This window comes from Idiomarina fontislapidosi (assembly GCF_003226255.1).
GTDB classification, from domain to species: domain Bacteria; phylum Pseudomonadota; class Gammaproteobacteria; order Enterobacterales; family Alteromonadaceae; genus Idiomarina; species Idiomarina fontislapidosi.
On the sequence record NZ_QJST01000003.1, the window covers coordinates 1 to 16,867 of the forward strand.

The following is a 16,867-nucleotide window of genomic DNA, read 5'->3' on the forward strand; positions in this document are numbered from 1 at the left end:
TCCATTCCGAACCCAGAAGTGAAACATACCAGCGCCGATGGTAGTGTGGGGTCTCCCCATGTGAGAGTAGGACACCGCCAGACTTCAAATAGAATGACCCCAGCCGATTGGCTGGGGTTTTTTTATGCCTGCTCGCCGGACGTCCGTCGCGCCCGTACGGCGTAGGTCGCGCATTTTGCGCGACAATCCACACCGCCCCGTGCGCACAATGCGCACGCTACGACGGTGATAACGACCGTGCCACGTACGTCGCGCATTCTGCGCGACAATCCACACCCAACCGTGCGCCAAAGGCGCACGCTACGATGGGGATAACGACCGTGCCACGTAGGTCGCGCATTCTGCGCGACAATCCACACCGCCCCGTGCGCACAATGCGCACGCTACGATGGGGGTAACGACCGTGCCACGTACGTCGCGCATTCTGCGCGACAATCCACACCGCCCCGTGCGCACAATGCGCACGCTACGATGGGGGTAACGACCGTGCCACGTAGGTCGCGCATCTTGCGCGACAATCCACACCGGCCCGTGCGCCAAAGGCGCACGCTACGACGGTGATAACGACCGTGCCACGTACGTCGCGCATTCTGCGCGACAATCCACACCGCCCGTGCGCCAAAGGCGCACGCTACGACGGTGATAACGACCGAGCCACGTACGTCGCGCATTCTGCGCGACAATCCACATCGCCCCGTGCGCCAAAGGGGCTCGCTACGATGGTGGTAACGACCGTGCGACGTAGGTCGCGCATCCTGCGCGACAATCCACACCGCCCGTGCGCCAAAGGCGCACGCTACCTATAATTTTTGTTTATATATAATCGTAAACTGCATTATCTGCGTACTCTTAACTACTGGTATATTGACCGGCACAATTCCTTTGTGTTGAAGGTCCATGGAGAGCAGTCAATGAGAAAATATAATGCAATCGCGATGGCCGTGATTACGGCAACGTCGCTCAGTTCTTTGCCTACGTTGGCTCAGCAGCAAGATCAAGCAGAAGCCGATGTAGAGGAAGTCATTCAGGTAGTGGGTTCACGTTTATCGTATCGGACTGCAACCGACGGCGCAGCACCTGTGGATATCATTTCAGCAGAAGATTTGGCTGCTACGGGTATCACAGAGACTGCTAAAGCATTGCAATATGCAGTGCCGAGTTTTAATTTCCCATCTTCATCTGTCACGGACGGTACCGATGCGGTTCGCCCTGCATCGTTGCGTGGGCTTTCACCTGATCACACGTTAGTATTAGTCAACGGTAAGCGCCGACACAAATCTGCGCTCGTTCACTTAAGCGGCACAACAGGTCGCGGTAGTTCAAATGTCGACTTAAACGCAATTCCTATCTCTGCTATTAAACGCATCGAGGTGTTACGTGACGGTGCGGCTGCACTGTATGGCTCAGATGCTATTGCAGGTGTCATAAATATCGTCCTGAAGGATAATGATTCAGGCGGTACTGCCAACGCACAAATCGGTCAGACCTACGATGGTGATGGCGAGCAATACAAACTGTCAGCGAGCAGTGGCTTTAAAGTTGGCGATACAGGGTCATTGACCGTATCGGGTGAGTTTCACCATAAAAACCGGACTAATCGTGCCGGCCCTGATCCGCGTCAACAGTATCCAGAATTGCCAAATGGTGATCCGGATCCTCGCGAAGAAACCTTTGATCGATATAGTTTCCATGTCGGTGATGCCGATTATGAAAACGCAGCCTTGTTTGCGAATTATGAACAAGAAGTGGCAGCAGGTGGCACAGTTTACGCATTTGCTGGCGTCAGTGACCGCTCTTCAGAGTCGGGTGCATTTTATCGCCGTGCATTGCAATCTAACACGCTGACAGAAATTTACCCTGATGGCTTCTTGCCTATCCTTGCACCGGATGTAAAAGATTACTCTGCCTATGCTGGATACGAGTGGTTGCAAGGTGAATGGACCATTGATGTCAGTGCGGGACACGGCGTCAGTGAGTTCCAGTACAACGTAAAAAATTCACTTAATGCATCGTTAGGTCCAACTGCGACACCGACCTCATTTGAAGCCGGTACACTGGAAAACAAAGAAACCAGCGTCACGATTGATGCGCAACGCTTTATTCCTTTCGTGAATAATTCTGACTTATCGGTAGCGACAGGCATCAGCTATCGGGAAAACAGTTATCAAATTAAAGCGGGTGAAGAAGCGTCGTACATTGATGGCGGGTATCAAGATCGCCCGTCGGGTAGCCAAGGATTTAGTGGCTTTACACCTGAGTCCGAAATTGATCAAAGTCGCGATAATATCGGCGTGTATTTAGAGGCAGAGAACCAACTCACCACAGATTTCTTGTGGAGCGCCGCAGTACGCTATGAGGATTACTCAGACTTCGGTGACAATACAAGCTGGAAAGTGTCAGGTCGTTACGACATCACTGACCGATTCGCTATTCGTGGTGCAGTGAATACAGGTTTCCGTGCGCCAAGCGTTCAGCAACTGTACTTCACCAACGTATCGACACTATTCGTTGATCGTGGTGATGGTTTGGTACCAGAGCAATCAGGTACGTTCAACAACCTGAGCGATGTCGCAACCGCGCTTGATATCGGTCGGTTAGAGCCCGAGGAATCTCAGAGCTATAGCTTAGGCGTGGTGTGGAATGGTTATGACGGCTTGGCGGTCACGTTAGATGCCTATCAAATTGCCATTGATGACCGCATCATCCTATCAGGTGATGTGTCACCAGCTGATTCACCTGCTGTTGCTGAAGCTTTATCGCAGACCAACGCAGATAATGCACGCTTCTTTGTGAATGCAGTGGATACAACGACTCAGGGTATCGACCTGGTGGTCAGCAAAGACTATGACTTGAGCAGCTATGGTTCATTAAAAGCGCAACTTGCCTATGGCTACAATGATACCGAAATTGATTCGGTGAACTTACCGTCGTTGCTTGATGGACTCGAGCAAGTGCTCTTTGATGAAGACGAGCGCGTAAGAATGACTGAATCAGTGCCTTCAAGTAGCGCTTCACTAGGGCTAACCCATGAAATGGGTCGCTGGACGAGTAATGTTCAATTTAGTTACTTTGGCACGTACAGTATTAACTATTCCAGTGGTAAAGAAACTTATGGTCCTAACTGGATTACTGATATCACGTTAAGCTACGCGTTAAGTGACCAGTTTGATGTGACCGTTGGTGCGCAGAACTTATTCAACGAGTATCCTGATGAGCGCGGCGAAGGTAACCAGTTTAATGGTATCTTTAAGTACCCGCTTACCAACTCGCCTATTGGGTTCAACGGCGGCTATGTTTATACCGAAGTTGAATACCGTTTCTAACAGAATCGAGTTGGTCAAAACCGCCACTAAGTGGCGGTTTTTTTATTTCTAAGACTGCATAATACCAACACATCGCCATGGCTATTTAAAAAAATGTATATAAAACATAGGGTTAACTTTTGGCACGGAGATTGAATTAAACAGAATGGAGTGAATACATCAGGAGGGCGATATGTCCACATATAAACGTAGTTCTGGTAAAGGTTGGTTAATCGCGTTACTTGTTGTCGGTGCGCTATTTTTTGCCCCAGAAATATTATCGGGTTTGGGCTTTGCCGTTGGTTCGGTGCTCGAGTTCAGTATTAGTCTGCTAATTGGGTTTGCGGTTGTCGGTCTGGTTTTCTTTGTTGTAATGACTGTATTTGGTAGCGTATTACTGGGTCTCGCGGCAGGCTTTATTGCACTGATATTTACCGGTATTGGCATGTTTTGGCCTCTTATCGTTTGTTTACTTATCTTGTACTTTGTATTTCGAGATCGACGAAAAACCGTGTAACATCATCTCAATGATCATTAATTGAGGTGAGAATAATGTTAAAACTACTGGCAGGTCTTGCGCTTATGGTGTCGACAAGCGCCATGGCGCAAGATGCTTTGAATATCTCCGATGCACGTGCGAAAGAATCTATTCCTGGCTCACAAAACGGCGTTGCGTTCGCGACTATCGAAAACACGTCATCCTCACCGATTATTATTACCGGTGTCAGCTCAAGTGTTAGCAAAATGACTCAAATCCATACACATGTGATGAAAGACGGTATGATGTCAATGAAGCATGTACCTGAGCTTTCCATTCAGCCAGGGGAGCAAGTCGTCTTTCAAAGTGGTGGTTATCACTTCATGCTGATGGGTCTCAAAGAACCTTTGGTTAAAGGGGAAACTTTTAATCTCACCATCTCGTACGATACTAATCAGACACAATTAATTTCAGTCCAGGTTGAGGGTCGATAACATACTATGCGCATTGGTAAATTTAATTTGAGTAGTAAGTGGTTACTCATATCGCTCGTGTTTTTGCTACTGATTCTTTGGCTGACCGCTTGGTGGTTTTCCGAGGAGCCGGACACCTTTAGTGTTAAGCAGCGTGTTCAAACTCAAGCCGAGCAGCTCAATCTAGAGCCTGTTAACGGTTTTGCTACCGCAACAGCGGCTATTGAGGTGTTAGATACCCTGCTGAACAAGCGAGGGGGTTATATGAGCAACGATATCCTACCTCCATTTGCATGGGTCGATGATATTCCTGCTTGGGAGTATGGTGTCGTGCAAATGAGCCGAGACTTGATGTTAGTCATGCGTAATGAGTACAGCCGTTCACAGTCTCAGTCAGCAGAGAATAGTTTTCTTGTTGTTGCACAACCTGCGATGAACATTGATCACACGAGTTGGTTCGCTCCCTCTCCAGAGAGCGAGTTTAGTGAAGTCATTAAGCAGTTAAAGCAGTATCGACTTGCGTTGGCTGATCCTAATGATCATTCGGCACAGTTTTATTCACGCTCTGATAATTTACGTGTATGGGTTGCTGAAGTTGAAAAGCGTCTAGGCTCGTTATCACGCCGTTTGAGTGCCAGCGTCGCACGAGTCGAACCTGATGTGACGTTAGCGGGTGATGCAAAGGCGCGGCAGTCCACGCCCACGCCTCAGATTGTACGCGAACAGACAAGTTGGTGGGAAATTGACGATGTTTTTTATGAGGCGCGCGGCGCATCTTGGGCGCTGTTACATTTTTTAAAAGCCGTTGAAATTGATTTTAACGACATTCTAGAAGATAAAAATGCGTTAATTAGCTTGCAACAGATTATCAGTGAATTAGAGTCTACGCAGAAGACGCTCTGGAGCCCTATGGTACTGAATGGCTCTGGCTTTGGTCTGATGGCGAACCATTCATTGGTAATGGCTAATTATATTTCTCGTGCCAACGCTGCACTTATCGAACTACGTAGCTTGTTAGCACAGGGTTAAAGAACTTAAAAAGGTTAGACTATGAAACAATTTGTGAAGATATTGCCTGTTGCGGCTTTGGCGGTTGCACCAATGGCAGCGAATGCCGATACAATTTTTGGTGTGTTTGCGGGAGGTCAATACTGGGATGGTAATGTGGATGGCTCTATTTCAGCGTTTGATCCTCAGGTACGTTTAGGCAATTACGATGATCAAAGCGAGGCGTTTTCAAGTTATTACGTTGCGGTCGAACATCCAATCCCCTTGATTCCAAACTTTAAAGCGCGTTGGAACGATATGACCGTCGATGGTGAGGGAATTAACCCAGAGAGCGACTTCAGTCACGTTGATTACATCCTTTACTACGAAATATTTGATAATGACATCATATCGATTGACTTAGGTGTCAATGCTAAGCGTTTTGATGGTAATAGTAGTTATATCGTTGCTGATGCGGCAGTAACGCCGGTTGAGTTCTCGGGTACAGTGCCTATGGCTTATGCTGCGACTAAAATAGGCTTACCTTTCACCTCGTGGTGGATTAACGCGGAAGCGAGTGCGGTGAGCTTTGATGATAGTGATATCCGCGACATCAGTGCATCAGTTGAGTACCAATTTCTTGATAATGCAGCCATTGATGCAAGTGTTAGTTTAGGATACCGAGACATGGAAGTTAAGCTCGACGATATTGATGACACTTACAGTGATATTCGCTTTTCGGGACCTTACCTGTCAGTTGACGTCCATTTCTGACGAACCGCTGATAAATACTTGCAGTTGAAGGTCGATATGGCTAGATTGTTATATCGAGTTTAACAAATCGCAGGCAAGAATGAGCAGTAATAATGAAGAACCTCTGTTTCTTATCGATGACGATGATGAAGCACAGGCGATCACCGCGTTAGAAAGTTGGAAAATTTTGATCGTCGATGATGATCAAGAGATTCATGCCGTAACCAAAATGGCACTTTCTGACGTGATTATTGCTGATAAATCGCTCGAGTTTATTCACGCCTATAGTGGTGAGCAAGCCATGGATGTGCTTGCTCATCAAGACAATATTGCCATGGTCTTGTTAGATGTGGTCATGGAATCTGATGATGCCGGCTTAAAGGTCGCTCGTGCAATACGAAGCGAACTCCGAAATGACGAAATTCGTATCGTTTTGCGAACTGGTCAGCCAGGCTACGCTCCTGAAGAGAGCGTCATCAAAGACTACGATATCAATGATTACAAAACTAAAACTGAACTAACACGTAGCCGATTATTAACAACTGTCTATGCGGCTATTCGTTCCTATCAGCAGCTCCGCACGATCAACGAAAACCGTCGTGGTTTGCGTAAAATCATACACTCCGCTTCAAATCTGATGGAGAAGCACTCCATTGTAAACTTCTCAGAGGGCGTGGTTACGCAGTTGGCTTCGCTATTGGGGTTAAGTGCTGAGGGTATTGTTGGGGCGCGAGCGCCGCATCAAGATAACGAAATTTTGGTGTTAGGTGCAGCAGGACAGTTTGCTGGGAGTATTAACCGTTCACTCTCAAGTCTAAATTCAAAGTTTATTGAGGATGCAGTTAAGCAGTGCTTACGTGAGAAACGACACCTGCAGCTCGAAGGTGCCTCGGTATTTTTTATTGATGGACAGGTTCACCAAGCCGCAGCGTACATAGAGACTGCTGAGCTTCTCGAGAACTATGATCAAGAGCTCCTCGAGGTGTTCCTCGCCAATATCGCTGTTGGCTTCGAAAATGCCAACTTGTTTGAGGAATTGCGCGCAGCCGCTTACCGCGACCCGCTTACAGGTGTTGCGAACCGCGGCGAATTCTCACGCCGTTTAACTTCGCTGGCGAAGCATAAAGACGAGAAAACGGTCGTCGCAATTATTGATATTGACCATTTTTCGGATGTAAACGACGGTTTAGGTCAAGACGTCGGTAACCTATTGTTGCGTTCTGTTGCTTTGCGGTTGAGTGAACAATTGGGGCAAGAGGTTTTTGTATCGCGCATTGCGGCGGATGTCTTTGGGCTCATTGGGCCTGAGGAAATCATTTCGCCTCGCAATTTAAATGAGCTCTTCAGACTTCCGTACCGTGCCGGTGAGCATCATATTCCACTTAGCATTACGTGTGGTTTCACCGCAGCCTCTAACAGTGAGCATGAAAGCGGAAAGAGCTTACTTAAGCAGGCTTATATCGCGCTAAAAAACGCGAAAAAGAACTCGTTTGAGCGCCATAATTATTACTTGCCGTATATGGAGCAAGAGACACAACGTCGCTTGCATATCGTACGCATGCTCAGAGCTGACTTCGCAGACCGTCGTTTGCAGGTGTGGTACCAGCCGCAGATATGCTTGACGACTCAACGGATTATTGGGGTTGAGAGCTTGTTACGGTGGCCTCAGCGTGACGGTAGCTATATATCCCCCGGTGAATTTATTCCACTCGCCGAGTACTCAGGGCTAATTGTTGACATAGGTGCTTGGGTTATCGAGGAAGCCTGCCAACAAATTCGTCAATTTGATGAGCTGGGTCTACCCGAACTGCGGGTCGCGGTTAATGTTTCAGTACCTCAATTTAGAATGCGTGACTTTCCAGAGTTGGTTGAGCAACAGCTGCAAAACCATAATGTAAGTCCGGATCGACTCGAGTTAGAAATAACCGAAAGTATCGTGATGGAAGATCCCGACTTGGTAGCCGATATTCTTTATCGGTTAAAACGCCAAGGCATTCATGTCGCGATTGATGATTTTGGGGTCGGGTTCTCATCATTGAGCTATCTTCAGAAACTGCCGCTAGACCGAATTAAAATCGACAAAACCTTTGTCCATAACTCGAACGAAGACAGTGGCCGGATTATCATCGAAACCATTGTTAATATGGCGCACCGGCTTGGATTGAGTGTGTTGGCCGAGGGGGTTGAGTTAGAGGAGCAAGTGAGTTATTTCAAAAATCTCGAAGTGGCAGAGGCGCAAGGTTTTCATTTCGCCAAACCCATGCCAGCGGCAAAGTTGGCGGAGTTACTAGCTAAGCAATCCGCCAACGTCAACTAAGGCGCTTATTGGTAGACGGTTACACTTTCTGCTTTCATTGAATAACCGGTTACCGCTAAATCACTGTCCGTGCGTTGGGTTGATATCGTTCCTTCAACCCAAACTGCGTCATAGGTGTTTTCGTAAGGAACACCCTCGGCGAACTTAACATGAATGATTTGGTTAGGTGGTGGCGGGGGTACATGAATACAGGCGCCAAAATACGGTACTAACAGAAACTCGGTAACAGCGTCCGCGTTGCCTTCGAGCTGCACCACGTAGCCTGGGATCATTACTTTCTTACCATCCAATGCCTCTACAACAGGCGCATCAAGAAACTTCTGTTCCGCTTCCTCAGGGTTTTGGTCGTAATATGACTGTGGCTTTACTGGCGGCGGTGTAAAACCTTCAGGCACGAGATCCTTCCAACCGATTTTTTCGCTCGCAAGCGCTAGATTCTGACTGGCGAGAAACAGCAGCGCAGTGCTGAGAAATAACTTTATATACTTCATACTTTCACCGTTAAACCGTCTGCAAGTGATTGGCGATATGCTCGCCAAGCAGGTACAAGACTCATTAAAAAGCCTGCAATAACCACAAACAGCATTCTCCACCAATCTGCCACTGTCGGCCACTGTAAAGCGAACAACAGTCCAGTTTGTTGTTGAATAATACCGGAAAGGGAGATTTGCAGGATGTACAATAGCGTGAGACCTGAAGCCGTAGCCACGATCGTCAGTAACACGGCTTCTGTGACCAATAAGGTAAATAGTGTACCCGGGCCAGCGCCTACGGCTCTTAATACAGCCATCTCGCGGCTGCGTTCACGTAAGCTAGCAAGCAGTATCGTTAGCATGCCGAGTAGACCAATCACAACGACGATCGCTGAGATACCATTCAATGCTTGCTCAAACACACGCAGCGTTTTCCAAAGTTGTTGTAACGTTTGACCTGGCATCAGTGCGGTCAGCGGCTCGCCAGCCGCTGTATTGATATCACGCTGCATGAACAGCGCCATTTGACGAGATTTTAGACCCACCAATGCAGCACTAATCGCATCGGTTGGGTGATGATGATCGGCATGCTCATCATGATGCTCATCGTGTGCCTCATGTTCAGACTCACCACCATGAATCCCTTCGAGTGTCTCTAAATCGACGTAAACCGATTGGTCAACGGGTGTTCCTGTACGCTTCAAAATACCCACGATATCAATGGGGTGACCACTGTGCTCACTGAAACTAATGCCGCCTGTGCCGTGCGCAATAATTAACTGATCGCCTACAGCATATCCAAGCTTCTCGGCCGCATCGGCACCCAATACCGCTTGTTCAGTGCGCTTGAACCAATCGCCTTCAAGTAGTTGAAGTGATTGCTGGTTGGCATATTTGAAGTGTTGAAAATAACCCACCGTGGTGGCAACGACCGGCATGCCGCTTACGCTGTCGCCTAACGATATAGGCACAGACCATTTCACTTGGCGATTTTGACTGAGTTCTTCATAACTCCGCCAACTCATACTGTTATTTAATGCGCCGATATGAAATACCGATGCGAGTAACAACTGTACGTCGCCACTTCTTGGACCGACGATGAGGTCAGTCCCGGATACTGTGTTGGCAAAGTTCGCTTGAACTTGCTCTTTCACCCGCTCAACGGCAAGTAACAGCGCGACACTGACGGCAATCGCGATAACCGTAAGTAGGGCACTGGTTTTGCGGTTGGCTAGACTTTTTATCGCGAGTTTAAGCATGGGCTAAACCTCCCGACGCTCGGTTGATATCACTTAATTCAACATGGCGATTAAAGTACTGTCCGAGACTAGCGTCGTGTGTGACGAATAACACCGTTGTATTATTCTGCTCGCTGAGTTCGAGTAAAAGTTTGATAAAATCGTCTCGCCGATCACTGTCGAGGGCGGAAGTTGGCTCATCGGCAATCAGCAATTCAGGCGCGCCGAGTAACGCTCTCGCAGCTGCCACTCGCTGCTGTTGCCCAACGCTTAAATGAACTGCGGTTTGATGAAGCTGTGTTGACGTTAAACCGAGACGTTGAAGGTATTCAACGGCCAGGTGTTCTGCGGAATGTCCGCTAGCAGCGACTCGTTGGCGTCGTTTAGGCGAAAATTGAGTGGCCAAAAGAACGTTGTCGAGTGCGCTTAAATAGGGCAGCAAGTTAAATTGCTGAAAAATATAACCGATATGGTCAGCTCGAAATTTATCACGTTTACGACCGGATAAATCCGAGAGCGACTGGTCGAGTAGTTGTACGGTCCCCTGTTGGGCTACGTTAATACCCGCCAACAGAGATAATAATGTCGATTTGCCACTGCCACTAGGTCCCCGTAGTAAAACGGTTTCGCCCGCTTCTACGGTCCACTGAGGGATATCTAATGTGAGCTGATCGCCTTGCCAAGCAAAGGCAAGACGATCTATTTCAATGGCAGAGGCCATGATTACTTCTGAGCGCGCTTATAAGAGGATTCGAGCTCCTCTTTTGCAGCCGCTGCGTCGCCCCAGCCTTCAACTTTAACCCATTTACCTTTCTCGAGCTCTTTATAGCGCTCAAAGAAGTGAGTGATTTGAGCACGCAACAATTCAGGAAGGTCATCAATATCCTGCACATGGTCATACTCTTTTGTGAGTTTGCTCACAGGTACGGCGATAACTTTTGCATCTTCACCTGATTCGTCACTCATTTTAAGTACGCCAACAGGACGGCACTTGATGACTGAACCTGCTTGTAGTGGATAAGGCGTAGGAACAAGTACGTCGACCGGGTCACCGTCAAGCGACAAGGTGTGGTTTACGAATCCGTAGTTGCACGGGTAAAACATAGGTGTCGCCATAAAGCGGTCAACCCATAGGGTACCTGTGTCTTTATCGACTTCATATTTGATTGGATCCGCATTCGCTGGGATCTCGATGATTACATTGACTTCATCTGGAAGATTGTTACCCGCAGGCACGTTACCTAAGCTCATAATGATTCCTACATCAGTAAAGTTGTTAACTAGTGAATTATATCGTTTGTCGCTGTCGGAGCAAGGGCTTAAGCCAACGCTTTACCCGTGCTTCTCGTGATACTCAACGCATTTTTGCACTTCATTAGCAGAACCCATAATAACGGCAACCCGTTGATGAATGTGTTCTGGCTCAATGTCTAAGATCGGCATATAACCGTTGCTCGCGGCGCCGCCTGCTTGTTCGACAATCATTGCCATAGGTGCAGCCTCGTACATCAAGCGTAGCTTAAATGGCTTCTCGGGGTTACGCGCATCCCATGGGTACGTAAACAAACCGCCGCGGGTGACTAAGCGGTGGACATCAGAAACCATGGCGGCGTTCCAACGCATGTTAAAATTCTTTTGGCGTGGACCTTCTTCGCCCAACAGAAGGTGCTCAACGTATTCTCTTACCGCGTTACTCCAGTGACGCTGGTTAGACATATTGATTGCAAACTCTTGAGTATCGGCGGGGATTGCCGCGGTGTCTTTAGTGAGCAAGAACTCGCCGACTGTTTGGTCTAAGGTGTAAGTCCGCACACCGTTGCCTGTGGTCATGACAAGCATAGTCGAAGGTCCGTAAAGAACATACCCCGCTGCCACTTGATGGCGACCTTTTTGTAAAAACATCGATTCATCGTTAGATGGCGTTTCGGGTTTGGGTAGGATCGAGAAAATAGTACCCACAGTGCCGTTGATATCGATGTTTGAGCTACCATCCAGCGGGTCGAACGCCACCAAATACTCGCCCGAGTTGGGGCTGAGCACAATGCTGTCCTCTTCTTCAGAAGCTATTGCATGTACGCGAGGTGATTCGAGTAACAAGGTTTTAAGCAGTTGGTTGGCTACTACGTCCAGTTTTTTCTGCGTTTCACCTTGAATGTTTTCATCCAATGTTGAGCCCAATACCCCGGCGAGAGCGCCTTGGTGCAGCCGAAAGGAAATCTCTTTAGCGGCAATTTGTAGGGTATTAAGAACTGAAATCAGTCCTTCAGGTGCGTTATCAGCACGGAGCGTTGGAAGCAGGCGTTTCATGTCGTTCCATTCCCTTTTTTTCGTGACAGGTGTATGGACGCGTATCGTACATTAATTCTGCGCAAAAATCCTGTTGATTGTTCGCGTGAGTGATACACTGAGTGTTTTATTTTAGCCCGATAAAATTAATTATGCATATTCATATAATTGGTGTTTGTGGAACATTCATGGGCGGTATCGCTCGTTTAGCGACGGAGCTTGGCCATCAGGTGACAGGCTCCGATCAGCAAGTGTACCCGCCGATGAGTGATCAATTGCGCGCGCTTGGTATTGAGCTCAAAGAAGGGTATCGCGACGATAACATCGATCAATCAGTTGATTTAGTTATCATTGGTAATGCCTTGAGCCGAGGAAATCCCGAGGTCGAGGCGGTATTGAATCAAAAGCTACGGTATTGTTCTGGTGCTCAATGGCTGCATGACAATGTGCTCGAAAAACGCTGGGTGCTAGCCGTTTCGGGGACTCATGGAAAAACCACCACCGCGAGTATGTTGACCTGGATTTTGCAGGCGAATGGCTATCAACCGGGTTTCTTGATAGGGGGTGTTCCCGGTAACTTCAGTGTGAGTGCATCCTTGGGGCACAGCGACTTTTTCGTGATTGAGGCGGATGAATACGACACCGCTTTTTTTGATAAACGTTCAAAGTTTGTCCATTACGCGCCCAACACTTTGGTGATCAACAACCTTGAATTTGACCATGCGGACATTTTTGACACCCTCGCTGATATTCAAAAGCAGTTTGCTCATTTGCTACGTATCGTGCCCGGCAACGGACAAGTCATTATCCCTAATCAGATCGATGCGATTGAAGAAGTCATTCAACGAGGCTGTTGGAGCGATGTCGTGCGAGTCGGAAAGGACTGGCGCTATCAAGCCAACGCCGTTGATGCATCGCGGTTTTCTTTACGCCGTGACGATCGCGAAGTGCATGTGAAGTTGCCACTTGTAGGCACGCATAATATGCAAAATGCTGTCATGGCGATGATCGCCGCGTTTCATGTAGGCGTATTACCCGAGCAAGCTGCCGACGCACTAGCGACATTTAAGGCACCCAAACGCCGCTTGGAGTTGTTGGTAGAGCACCGCGGTATTCGTGTGTTCGACGATTTCGCGCATCATCCAACGGCCATCAAAACCACGGTCGATGCGTTAAAGAACAGTGAAGCGGGTCGCCTTATCGTACTACTTGAACCGCGCTCGAATACGATGAAAAGTGGCGTGCACAAAGATGCATTAGCCAGTGCGCTTGCTGACGCGGATAGTGTTAATATATTCGCGCCAGAATCAATTCCTTGGGACATCGCCAGTGCAGTACCTGCGGCAACGGTGTTTAGTACAACTGAGGCAATGTTACAGCATACGATGGATGGCCTGGAGCCGGGTGATACCGTCGTCATCATGAGTAATGGTGGTTTTGAGGGAATGCAGGGACGTTTAGTGACAGCGTTACAAGCCACTTAATCATAGGTTAGATGAATGACATGAAATCTGAAGATAACCGCATTACGGTCGCAATTACGGGGGCATCGGGTGCCCCTTATGCTATTCGTTTGGTAGAATGTCTTATACAACAGCAGCAACAGGTCTATCTTCTCGTATCAAGTGCGGCACGTGTTGTAATGGCGACTGAACACCAGGTCAGTTTATCTGCTGCGCCAGAAAAGATGCAGCAACAGTGGGTTGCACTTCTGAATAAACGTGGAGTGGAGGTCGCGCCTCAACAGTTGCAAGTGTTCGGCAAAGAGGAGTGGTTTTCGCCCGTCGCATCGGGATCTGCGGCACCTAAGCGAATGATTATTTGCCCGTGTTCAACAAGCACCTTGTCATCGGTTGCTTTGGGCAGCAGCAATACCTTGATAGAGCGAGCCGCCGATGTGGTTTTAAAAGAACGCGGTCAATTGATTGTGGTACCGCGTGAAACTCCGCTTTCAGCGATTCATTTGCGTCATATGTTGCAGTTAAGTGAACTGGGCGTCACCGTGATGCCTGCTGCGCCAGGCTTTTATCACCAACCCGAAACGATCGATGACCTAATCGATTTTATGGTCGCGCGCATGCTCGATCACTTGGGTCTAGAGCAGTCGCTGATGCAACGCTGGGGCTATGGAAAGGAGTAAATTTTAGTAATGACTAATGCATTAGAAATTAAGGGCTTAAGAAAAGTTTATAAAGGCGGCTTTGAGGCGCTAAAAGGCATCGACTTGACCGTTAAAGAGGGCGATTTCTATGCCCTGCTCGGGCCTAATGGTGCCGGTAAATCAACGACTATCGGTGTGATCTCAAGTTTGGTGAATAAAACCGAAGGTCAGGTTTCTGTCTTCGGTTACGATCTCGATACGCAGTTAGCTGATTTAAAAAGACAGATCGGTTTAGTGCCGCAAGAATTTAACTTTAACCAGTTTGAAACAGTACGCCAGATTGTTGTTAATCAAGCGGGTTATTATGGTGTGCCACGTAAGCTGGCGCACCAACGCTCCGAGAAGTACCTCAAGCAATTGGGTCTGTGGGATAAGCGTGATCAGCCTGCCCGCGCGCTATCGGGTGGCATGAAACGCCGCTTGATGATTGCACGTGCGTTACTACACGAACCAAAACTGTTGATCTTGGATGAGCCCACTGCGGGCGTTGATATTGAGCTGCGTCGTTCTATGTGGGATTACCTTACGCAAATCAACAAAGAAGGTATCACCATTATTCTGACCACTCATTATCTAGAAGAGGCAGAGACGCTGTGCCGTAACATCGGCATCATCGATGCAGGGCGCATTGTCGAAAACACATCGATCAAAAAGCTACTGACTCAGTTGAGTCGTGAAACCTTTATTTTGGATTTACAAGAAGGTCATCAAAATATTGCTATCGATGGTTTCGAAAACCGTTGGACAGACGAGAACACCCTTGAGGTCGACGTCGAGAAAGACGTTGGTTTGAATAAGGTGTTTGAGCAGCTGAGTGAGCAAGGGGCTAAAGTGCTATCCATGCGCAATAAAGCGAATCGCCTAGAGGAATTATTTGTGCATATGGTTGAGAACGGCCGAAAACAAGAGGAGAGCAATCAATGAGTAATGCATCGGCCAATCTAATCGCGCTAAAAACGATTTGGATAAAAGAGTGTACGCGGTTTCTTCGTATCTGGGTCCAGACCTTAGTGCCACCTGCGATTACGATGACACTTTATTTTGTTATTTTTGGTAGCATCGTCGGTGAGCGCATCGGCACCATGAGCGGCGTGAGCTATATGGAGTTTATTGTACCCGGTTTGATCATGATGTCGGTCATTACCAACTCTTACTCCAATGTCGCGTCGTCTTTTTTTAGTGCAAAGTTTCAGCGTAATATCGAAGAGATGCTGGTTTCACCTGTGCCGACGTGGGCAATCATACTCGGTTATGTCGGGGGCGGCATGGCTCGCTCGATGATTGTCGCTGTGATTGTGACATGCGTGTCGTTTTTGTTTGTCGATATCAGCATTGCACACATTGGTTATGTGATCTTGACGGTGGTACTGACGTCTACGCTGTTCGCACTGGGTGGATTATTAAATGGTGTGTTTGGTAAGACATTTGATGATATCTCAATCGTACCGACGTTTGTATTGACGCCACTGACATACTTAGGTGGCGTATTTTATTCGGTCTCGCTTTTACCCGAATTTTGGCAAAACGTATCAATGGCTAATCCTATTTTGTACATGGTTAATGGTTTCCGATATGGCTTCCTTGGCCAATCGGATGTCGGGATAGCTACAGCGATGTGGGTGTTAATTGCGTTTAATGTGGTGTTCTTCTCAGGCGCCTATTATTTGCTAGAAAAAGGTAAGGGAATTCGTTCGTGAGTCATGAAGCACGTCCGGTTCATTCGAACCAAACCGGTCCTCACGAAGATACGCTCGGTGTCGCTCTGCGACACTGGCAGTCGACCTTTTTAAAGCCGATACAAGCACACAACCAAGCCGCATTTGATGCAGTCAACGAGCGTGTGCAAGCGTGGCAGGGACCGGTTATCCTCGACTCATGCTGTGGCGTAGGTGAGAGTACTGCAAAACTCGCCGAACAACACCCTGAGGCATTAGTAATAGGGGTCGATAAGTCGAGTCATCGTTTAGATAAGCATGACTTTTATGAGGCCTCGTCGCGAGGACAACGTTATTACCTTGTAAGAGCTGACTTGCTCGATTTCTGGCGTTTGGTCGCTGATGCGAAGTGGCGGGTTGAGTTGCACACGATTCTTTATCCAAACCCATGGCCTAAACAGGCGCATTTGGCGCGTCGTTGGCACGGTTCGCCCGTGTGGCCTGCTGTTGTGCAAATAGGTGGGCAGCTACAAATGCGTTCGAATTGGAGTACTTACTTGCTTGAAGTCTCACAAGCGCTGAGCTTGAATCAGGTGGATGCACAGGTGAGCTACTTAGGAATTGATTCCGCTCAGGCGATGACGCCTTTTGAGCGGAAGTATTTAGCCAGTGGACAGGCACTATGGCGGTTAACCGCTGATTTAACGACGGCAGTGACTGCAGTCGAGAATGTGAACAGGTAAC

17 protein-coding genes and 1 rRNA gene are annotated in these 16,867 nt (G+C 48.0%); 12 read left to right on the forward strand and 6 right to left on the reverse strand.

The features are described from left to right. Positions 1-83: ribosomal RNA gene (gene rrf, locus DFP83_RS13790) — 5S ribosomal RNA — on the forward strand; the annotation flags it as partial. A gap of 300 nt (positions 84-383) precedes the next feature. Here rrf and DFP83_RS13505 read toward each other — a convergent pair. Further along, entirely contained in the window at positions 384-671 is a 288-nt protein-coding gene (locus DFP83_RS13505) for a hypothetical protein (protein ID WP_126753145.1), read from the reverse strand. Positions 672-911: 240 nt separating this feature from the next. Between DFP83_RS13505 and DFP83_RS04715 the strand changes: the two genes are divergently transcribed. The 6 genes from DFP83_RS04715 (at position 912) to DFP83_RS04740 (ending at position 8,310) form a co-directional block, all read left to right on the forward strand. Continuing rightward, positions 912-3,323: a TonB-dependent receptor plug domain-containing protein gene (locus tag DFP83_RS04715; protein WP_110573691.1), complete on the forward strand. Its 2,412-nt coding sequence runs from the start codon at positions 912-914 to the stop codon at positions 3,321-3,323. Positions 3,324-3,495: 172 nt separating this feature from the next. Continuing rightward, positions 3,496-3,819: a hypothetical protein gene (locus tag DFP83_RS04720; RefSeq protein WP_110573693.1), complete on the forward strand. Its 324-nt coding sequence runs from the start codon at positions 3,496-3,498 to the stop codon at positions 3,817-3,819. Positions 3,820-3,854: 35 nt separating this feature from the next. Continuing rightward, positions 3,855-4,274: a copper chaperone PCu(A)C gene (locus tag DFP83_RS04725; protein WP_110573695.1), complete on the forward strand. Its 420-nt coding sequence runs from the start codon at positions 3,855-3,857 to the stop codon at positions 4,272-4,274. A gap of 6 nt (positions 4,275-4,280) precedes the next feature. Beyond that, positions 4,281-5,282: a DUF2333 family protein gene (locus DFP83_RS04730; protein ID WP_110573697.1), complete on the forward strand. Its 1,002-nt coding sequence runs from the start codon at positions 4,281-4,283 to the stop codon at positions 5,280-5,282. Positions 5,283-5,303: 21 nt separating this feature from the next. Next, positions 5,304-6,014: a TIGR04219 family outer membrane beta-barrel protein gene (locus tag DFP83_RS04735; RefSeq protein ID WP_110573699.1), complete on the forward strand. Its 711-nt coding sequence runs from the start codon at positions 5,304-5,306 to the stop codon at positions 6,012-6,014. A gap of 79 nt (positions 6,015-6,093) precedes the next feature. After that, on the forward strand, positions 6,094-8,310 hold the full coding sequence (locus DFP83_RS04740) for an EAL domain-containing protein (protein ID WP_110573701.1): 2,217 nt from the start codon (positions 6,094-6,096) through the stop codon (positions 8,308-8,310). 5 nt (positions 8,311-8,315) lie between these two features. Here the strand turns inward: DFP83_RS04740 and DFP83_RS04745 are convergent, their stop codons facing one another. The 5 genes from DFP83_RS04745 to DFP83_RS04765 all read right to left on the reverse strand — a co-directional run bounded on the left by DFP83_RS04745 (position 8,316) and on the right by DFP83_RS04765 (position 12,328). Next, on the reverse strand, positions 8,316-8,801 hold the full coding sequence (locus tag DFP83_RS04745; protein WP_181416374.1) for a DUF3299 domain-containing protein: 486 nt from the start codon (positions 8,799-8,801) through the stop codon (positions 8,316-8,318). Then, positions 8,798-10,042 carry an ABC transporter permease gene (locus DFP83_RS04750; protein WP_110573703.1) on the reverse strand — a complete coding sequence of 415 codons (1,245 nt, stop codon included), beginning with the start codon at positions 10,040-10,042 and terminating at the stop codon, positions 8,798-8,800. Before DFP83_RS04750 ends, DFP83_RS04745 begins: the two co-directional genes overlap by 4 nt. Further along, complete coding sequence (locus DFP83_RS04755; protein ID WP_110573705.1) at positions 10,035-10,742, reverse strand: ABC transporter ATP-binding protein; 708 nt, start codon at positions 10,740-10,742, stop codon at positions 10,035-10,037. Before DFP83_RS04755 ends, DFP83_RS04750 begins: the two co-directional genes overlap by 8 nt. Positions 10,743-10,744: 2 nt before the next feature. Further along, positions 10,745-11,272: an inorganic diphosphatase gene (gene ppa, locus DFP83_RS04760; protein ID WP_110573707.1), complete on the reverse strand. Its 528-nt coding sequence runs from the start codon at positions 11,270-11,272 to the stop codon at positions 10,745-10,747. A gap of 81 nt (positions 11,273-11,353) precedes the next feature. Further along, positions 11,354-12,328 (reverse strand): class 1 fructose-bisphosphatase, encoded by a 975-nt coding sequence (locus tag DFP83_RS04765; RefSeq protein ID WP_110573708.1) that lies wholly within the window; start codon positions 12,326-12,328, stop codon positions 11,354-11,356. 131 nt (positions 12,329-12,459) lie between these two features. Between DFP83_RS04765 and mpl the strand changes: the two genes are divergently transcribed. Genes mpl through trmB form a run of 5 tightly spaced genes read left to right on the forward strand, consistent with a single transcriptional unit; the run spans position 12,460 to position 16,866 of the window. After that, entirely contained in the window at positions 12,460-13,791 is a 1,332-nt protein-coding gene (gene mpl, locus DFP83_RS04770; RefSeq protein ID WP_110573710.1) for a UDP-N-acetylmuramate:L-alanyl-gamma-D-glutamyl-meso-diaminopimelate ligase, read from the forward strand. Between the two features lie 20 nt (positions 13,792-13,811). Next, complete coding sequence (locus tag DFP83_RS04775) at positions 13,812-14,447, forward strand: flavin prenyltransferase UbiX (protein ID WP_110574031.1); 636 nt, start codon at positions 13,812-13,814, stop codon at positions 14,445-14,447. A gap of 9 nt (positions 14,448-14,456) precedes the next feature. After that, positions 14,457-15,392, forward strand: coding sequence for an ABC transporter ATP-binding protein (locus DFP83_RS04780; protein ID WP_110573712.1), 936 nt, complete (start codon positions 14,457-14,459; stop codon positions 15,390-15,392). After that, complete coding sequence (locus DFP83_RS04785; protein WP_110573713.1) at positions 15,389-16,165, forward strand: ABC transporter permease; 777 nt, start codon at positions 15,389-15,391, stop codon at positions 16,163-16,165. The genes DFP83_RS04780 and DFP83_RS04785 overlap by 4 nt, the downstream gene beginning before the upstream one ends. Beyond that, positions 16,162-16,866 (forward strand): tRNA (guanine(46)-N(7))-methyltransferase TrmB, encoded by a 705-nt coding sequence (gene trmB, locus DFP83_RS04790; protein WP_110573716.1) that lies wholly within the window; start codon positions 16,162-16,164, stop codon positions 16,864-16,866. Before DFP83_RS04785 ends, trmB begins: the two co-directional genes overlap by 4 nt. Position 16,867: the final 1 nt, after the last annotated feature.

Coding starts and splice junctions, on each gene's coding strand:
- DFP83_RS13505 (WP_126753145.1), bottom strand. CDS start 671: ATGCGCGACGTACGTGGCTCGGTCGTTATCACCGTCGTAGCGTGCGCC.
- DFP83_RS04715 (WP_110573691.1), top strand. CDS start 912: ATGAGAAAATATAATGCAATCGCGATGGCCGTGATTACGGCAACGTCG.
- DFP83_RS04720 (WP_110573693.1), top strand. CDS start 3,496: ATGTCCACATATAAACGTAGTTCTGGTAAAGGTTGGTTAATCGCGTTA.
- DFP83_RS04725 (WP_110573695.1), top strand. CDS start 3,855: ATGTTAAAACTACTGGCAGGTCTTGCGCTTATGGTGTCGACAAGCGCC.
- DFP83_RS04730 (WP_110573697.1), top strand. CDS start 4,281: ATGCGCATTGGTAAATTTAATTTGAGTAGTAAGTGGTTACTCATATCG.
- DFP83_RS04735 (WP_110573699.1), top strand. CDS start 5,304: ATGAAACAATTTGTGAAGATATTGCCTGTTGCGGCTTTGGCGGTTGCA.
- DFP83_RS04740 (WP_110573701.1), top strand. CDS start 6,094: ATGAGCAGTAATAATGAAGAACCTCTGTTTCTTATCGATGACGATGAT.
- DFP83_RS04745 (WP_181416374.1), bottom strand. CDS start 8,801: ATGAAGTATATAAAGTTATTTCTCAGCACTGCGCTGCTGTTTCTCGCC.
- DFP83_RS04750 (WP_110573703.1), bottom strand. CDS start 10,042: ATGCTTAAACTCGCGATAAAAAGTCTAGCCAACCGCAAAACCAGTGCC.
- DFP83_RS04755 (WP_110573705.1), bottom strand. CDS start 10,742: ATGGCCTCTGCCATTGAAATAGATCGTCTTGCCTTTGCTTGGCAAGGC.
- ppa (WP_110573707.1), bottom strand. CDS start 11,272: ATGAGCTTAGGTAACGTGCCTGCGGGTAACAATCTTCCAGATGAAGTC.
- DFP83_RS04765 (WP_110573708.1), bottom strand. CDS start 12,328: ATGAAACGCCTGCTTCCAACGCTCCGTGCTGATAACGCACCTGAAGGA.
- mpl (WP_110573710.1), top strand. CDS start 12,460: ATGCATATTCATATAATTGGTGTTTGTGGAACATTCATGGGCGGTATC.
- DFP83_RS04775 (WP_110574031.1), top strand. CDS start 13,812: ATGAAATCTGAAGATAACCGCATTACGGTCGCAATTACGGGGGCATCG.
- DFP83_RS04780 (WP_110573712.1), top strand. CDS start 14,457: ATGACTAATGCATTAGAAATTAAGGGCTTAAGAAAAGTTTATAAAGGC.
- DFP83_RS04785 (WP_110573713.1), top strand. CDS start 15,389: ATGAGTAATGCATCGGCCAATCTAATCGCGCTAAAAACGATTTGGATA.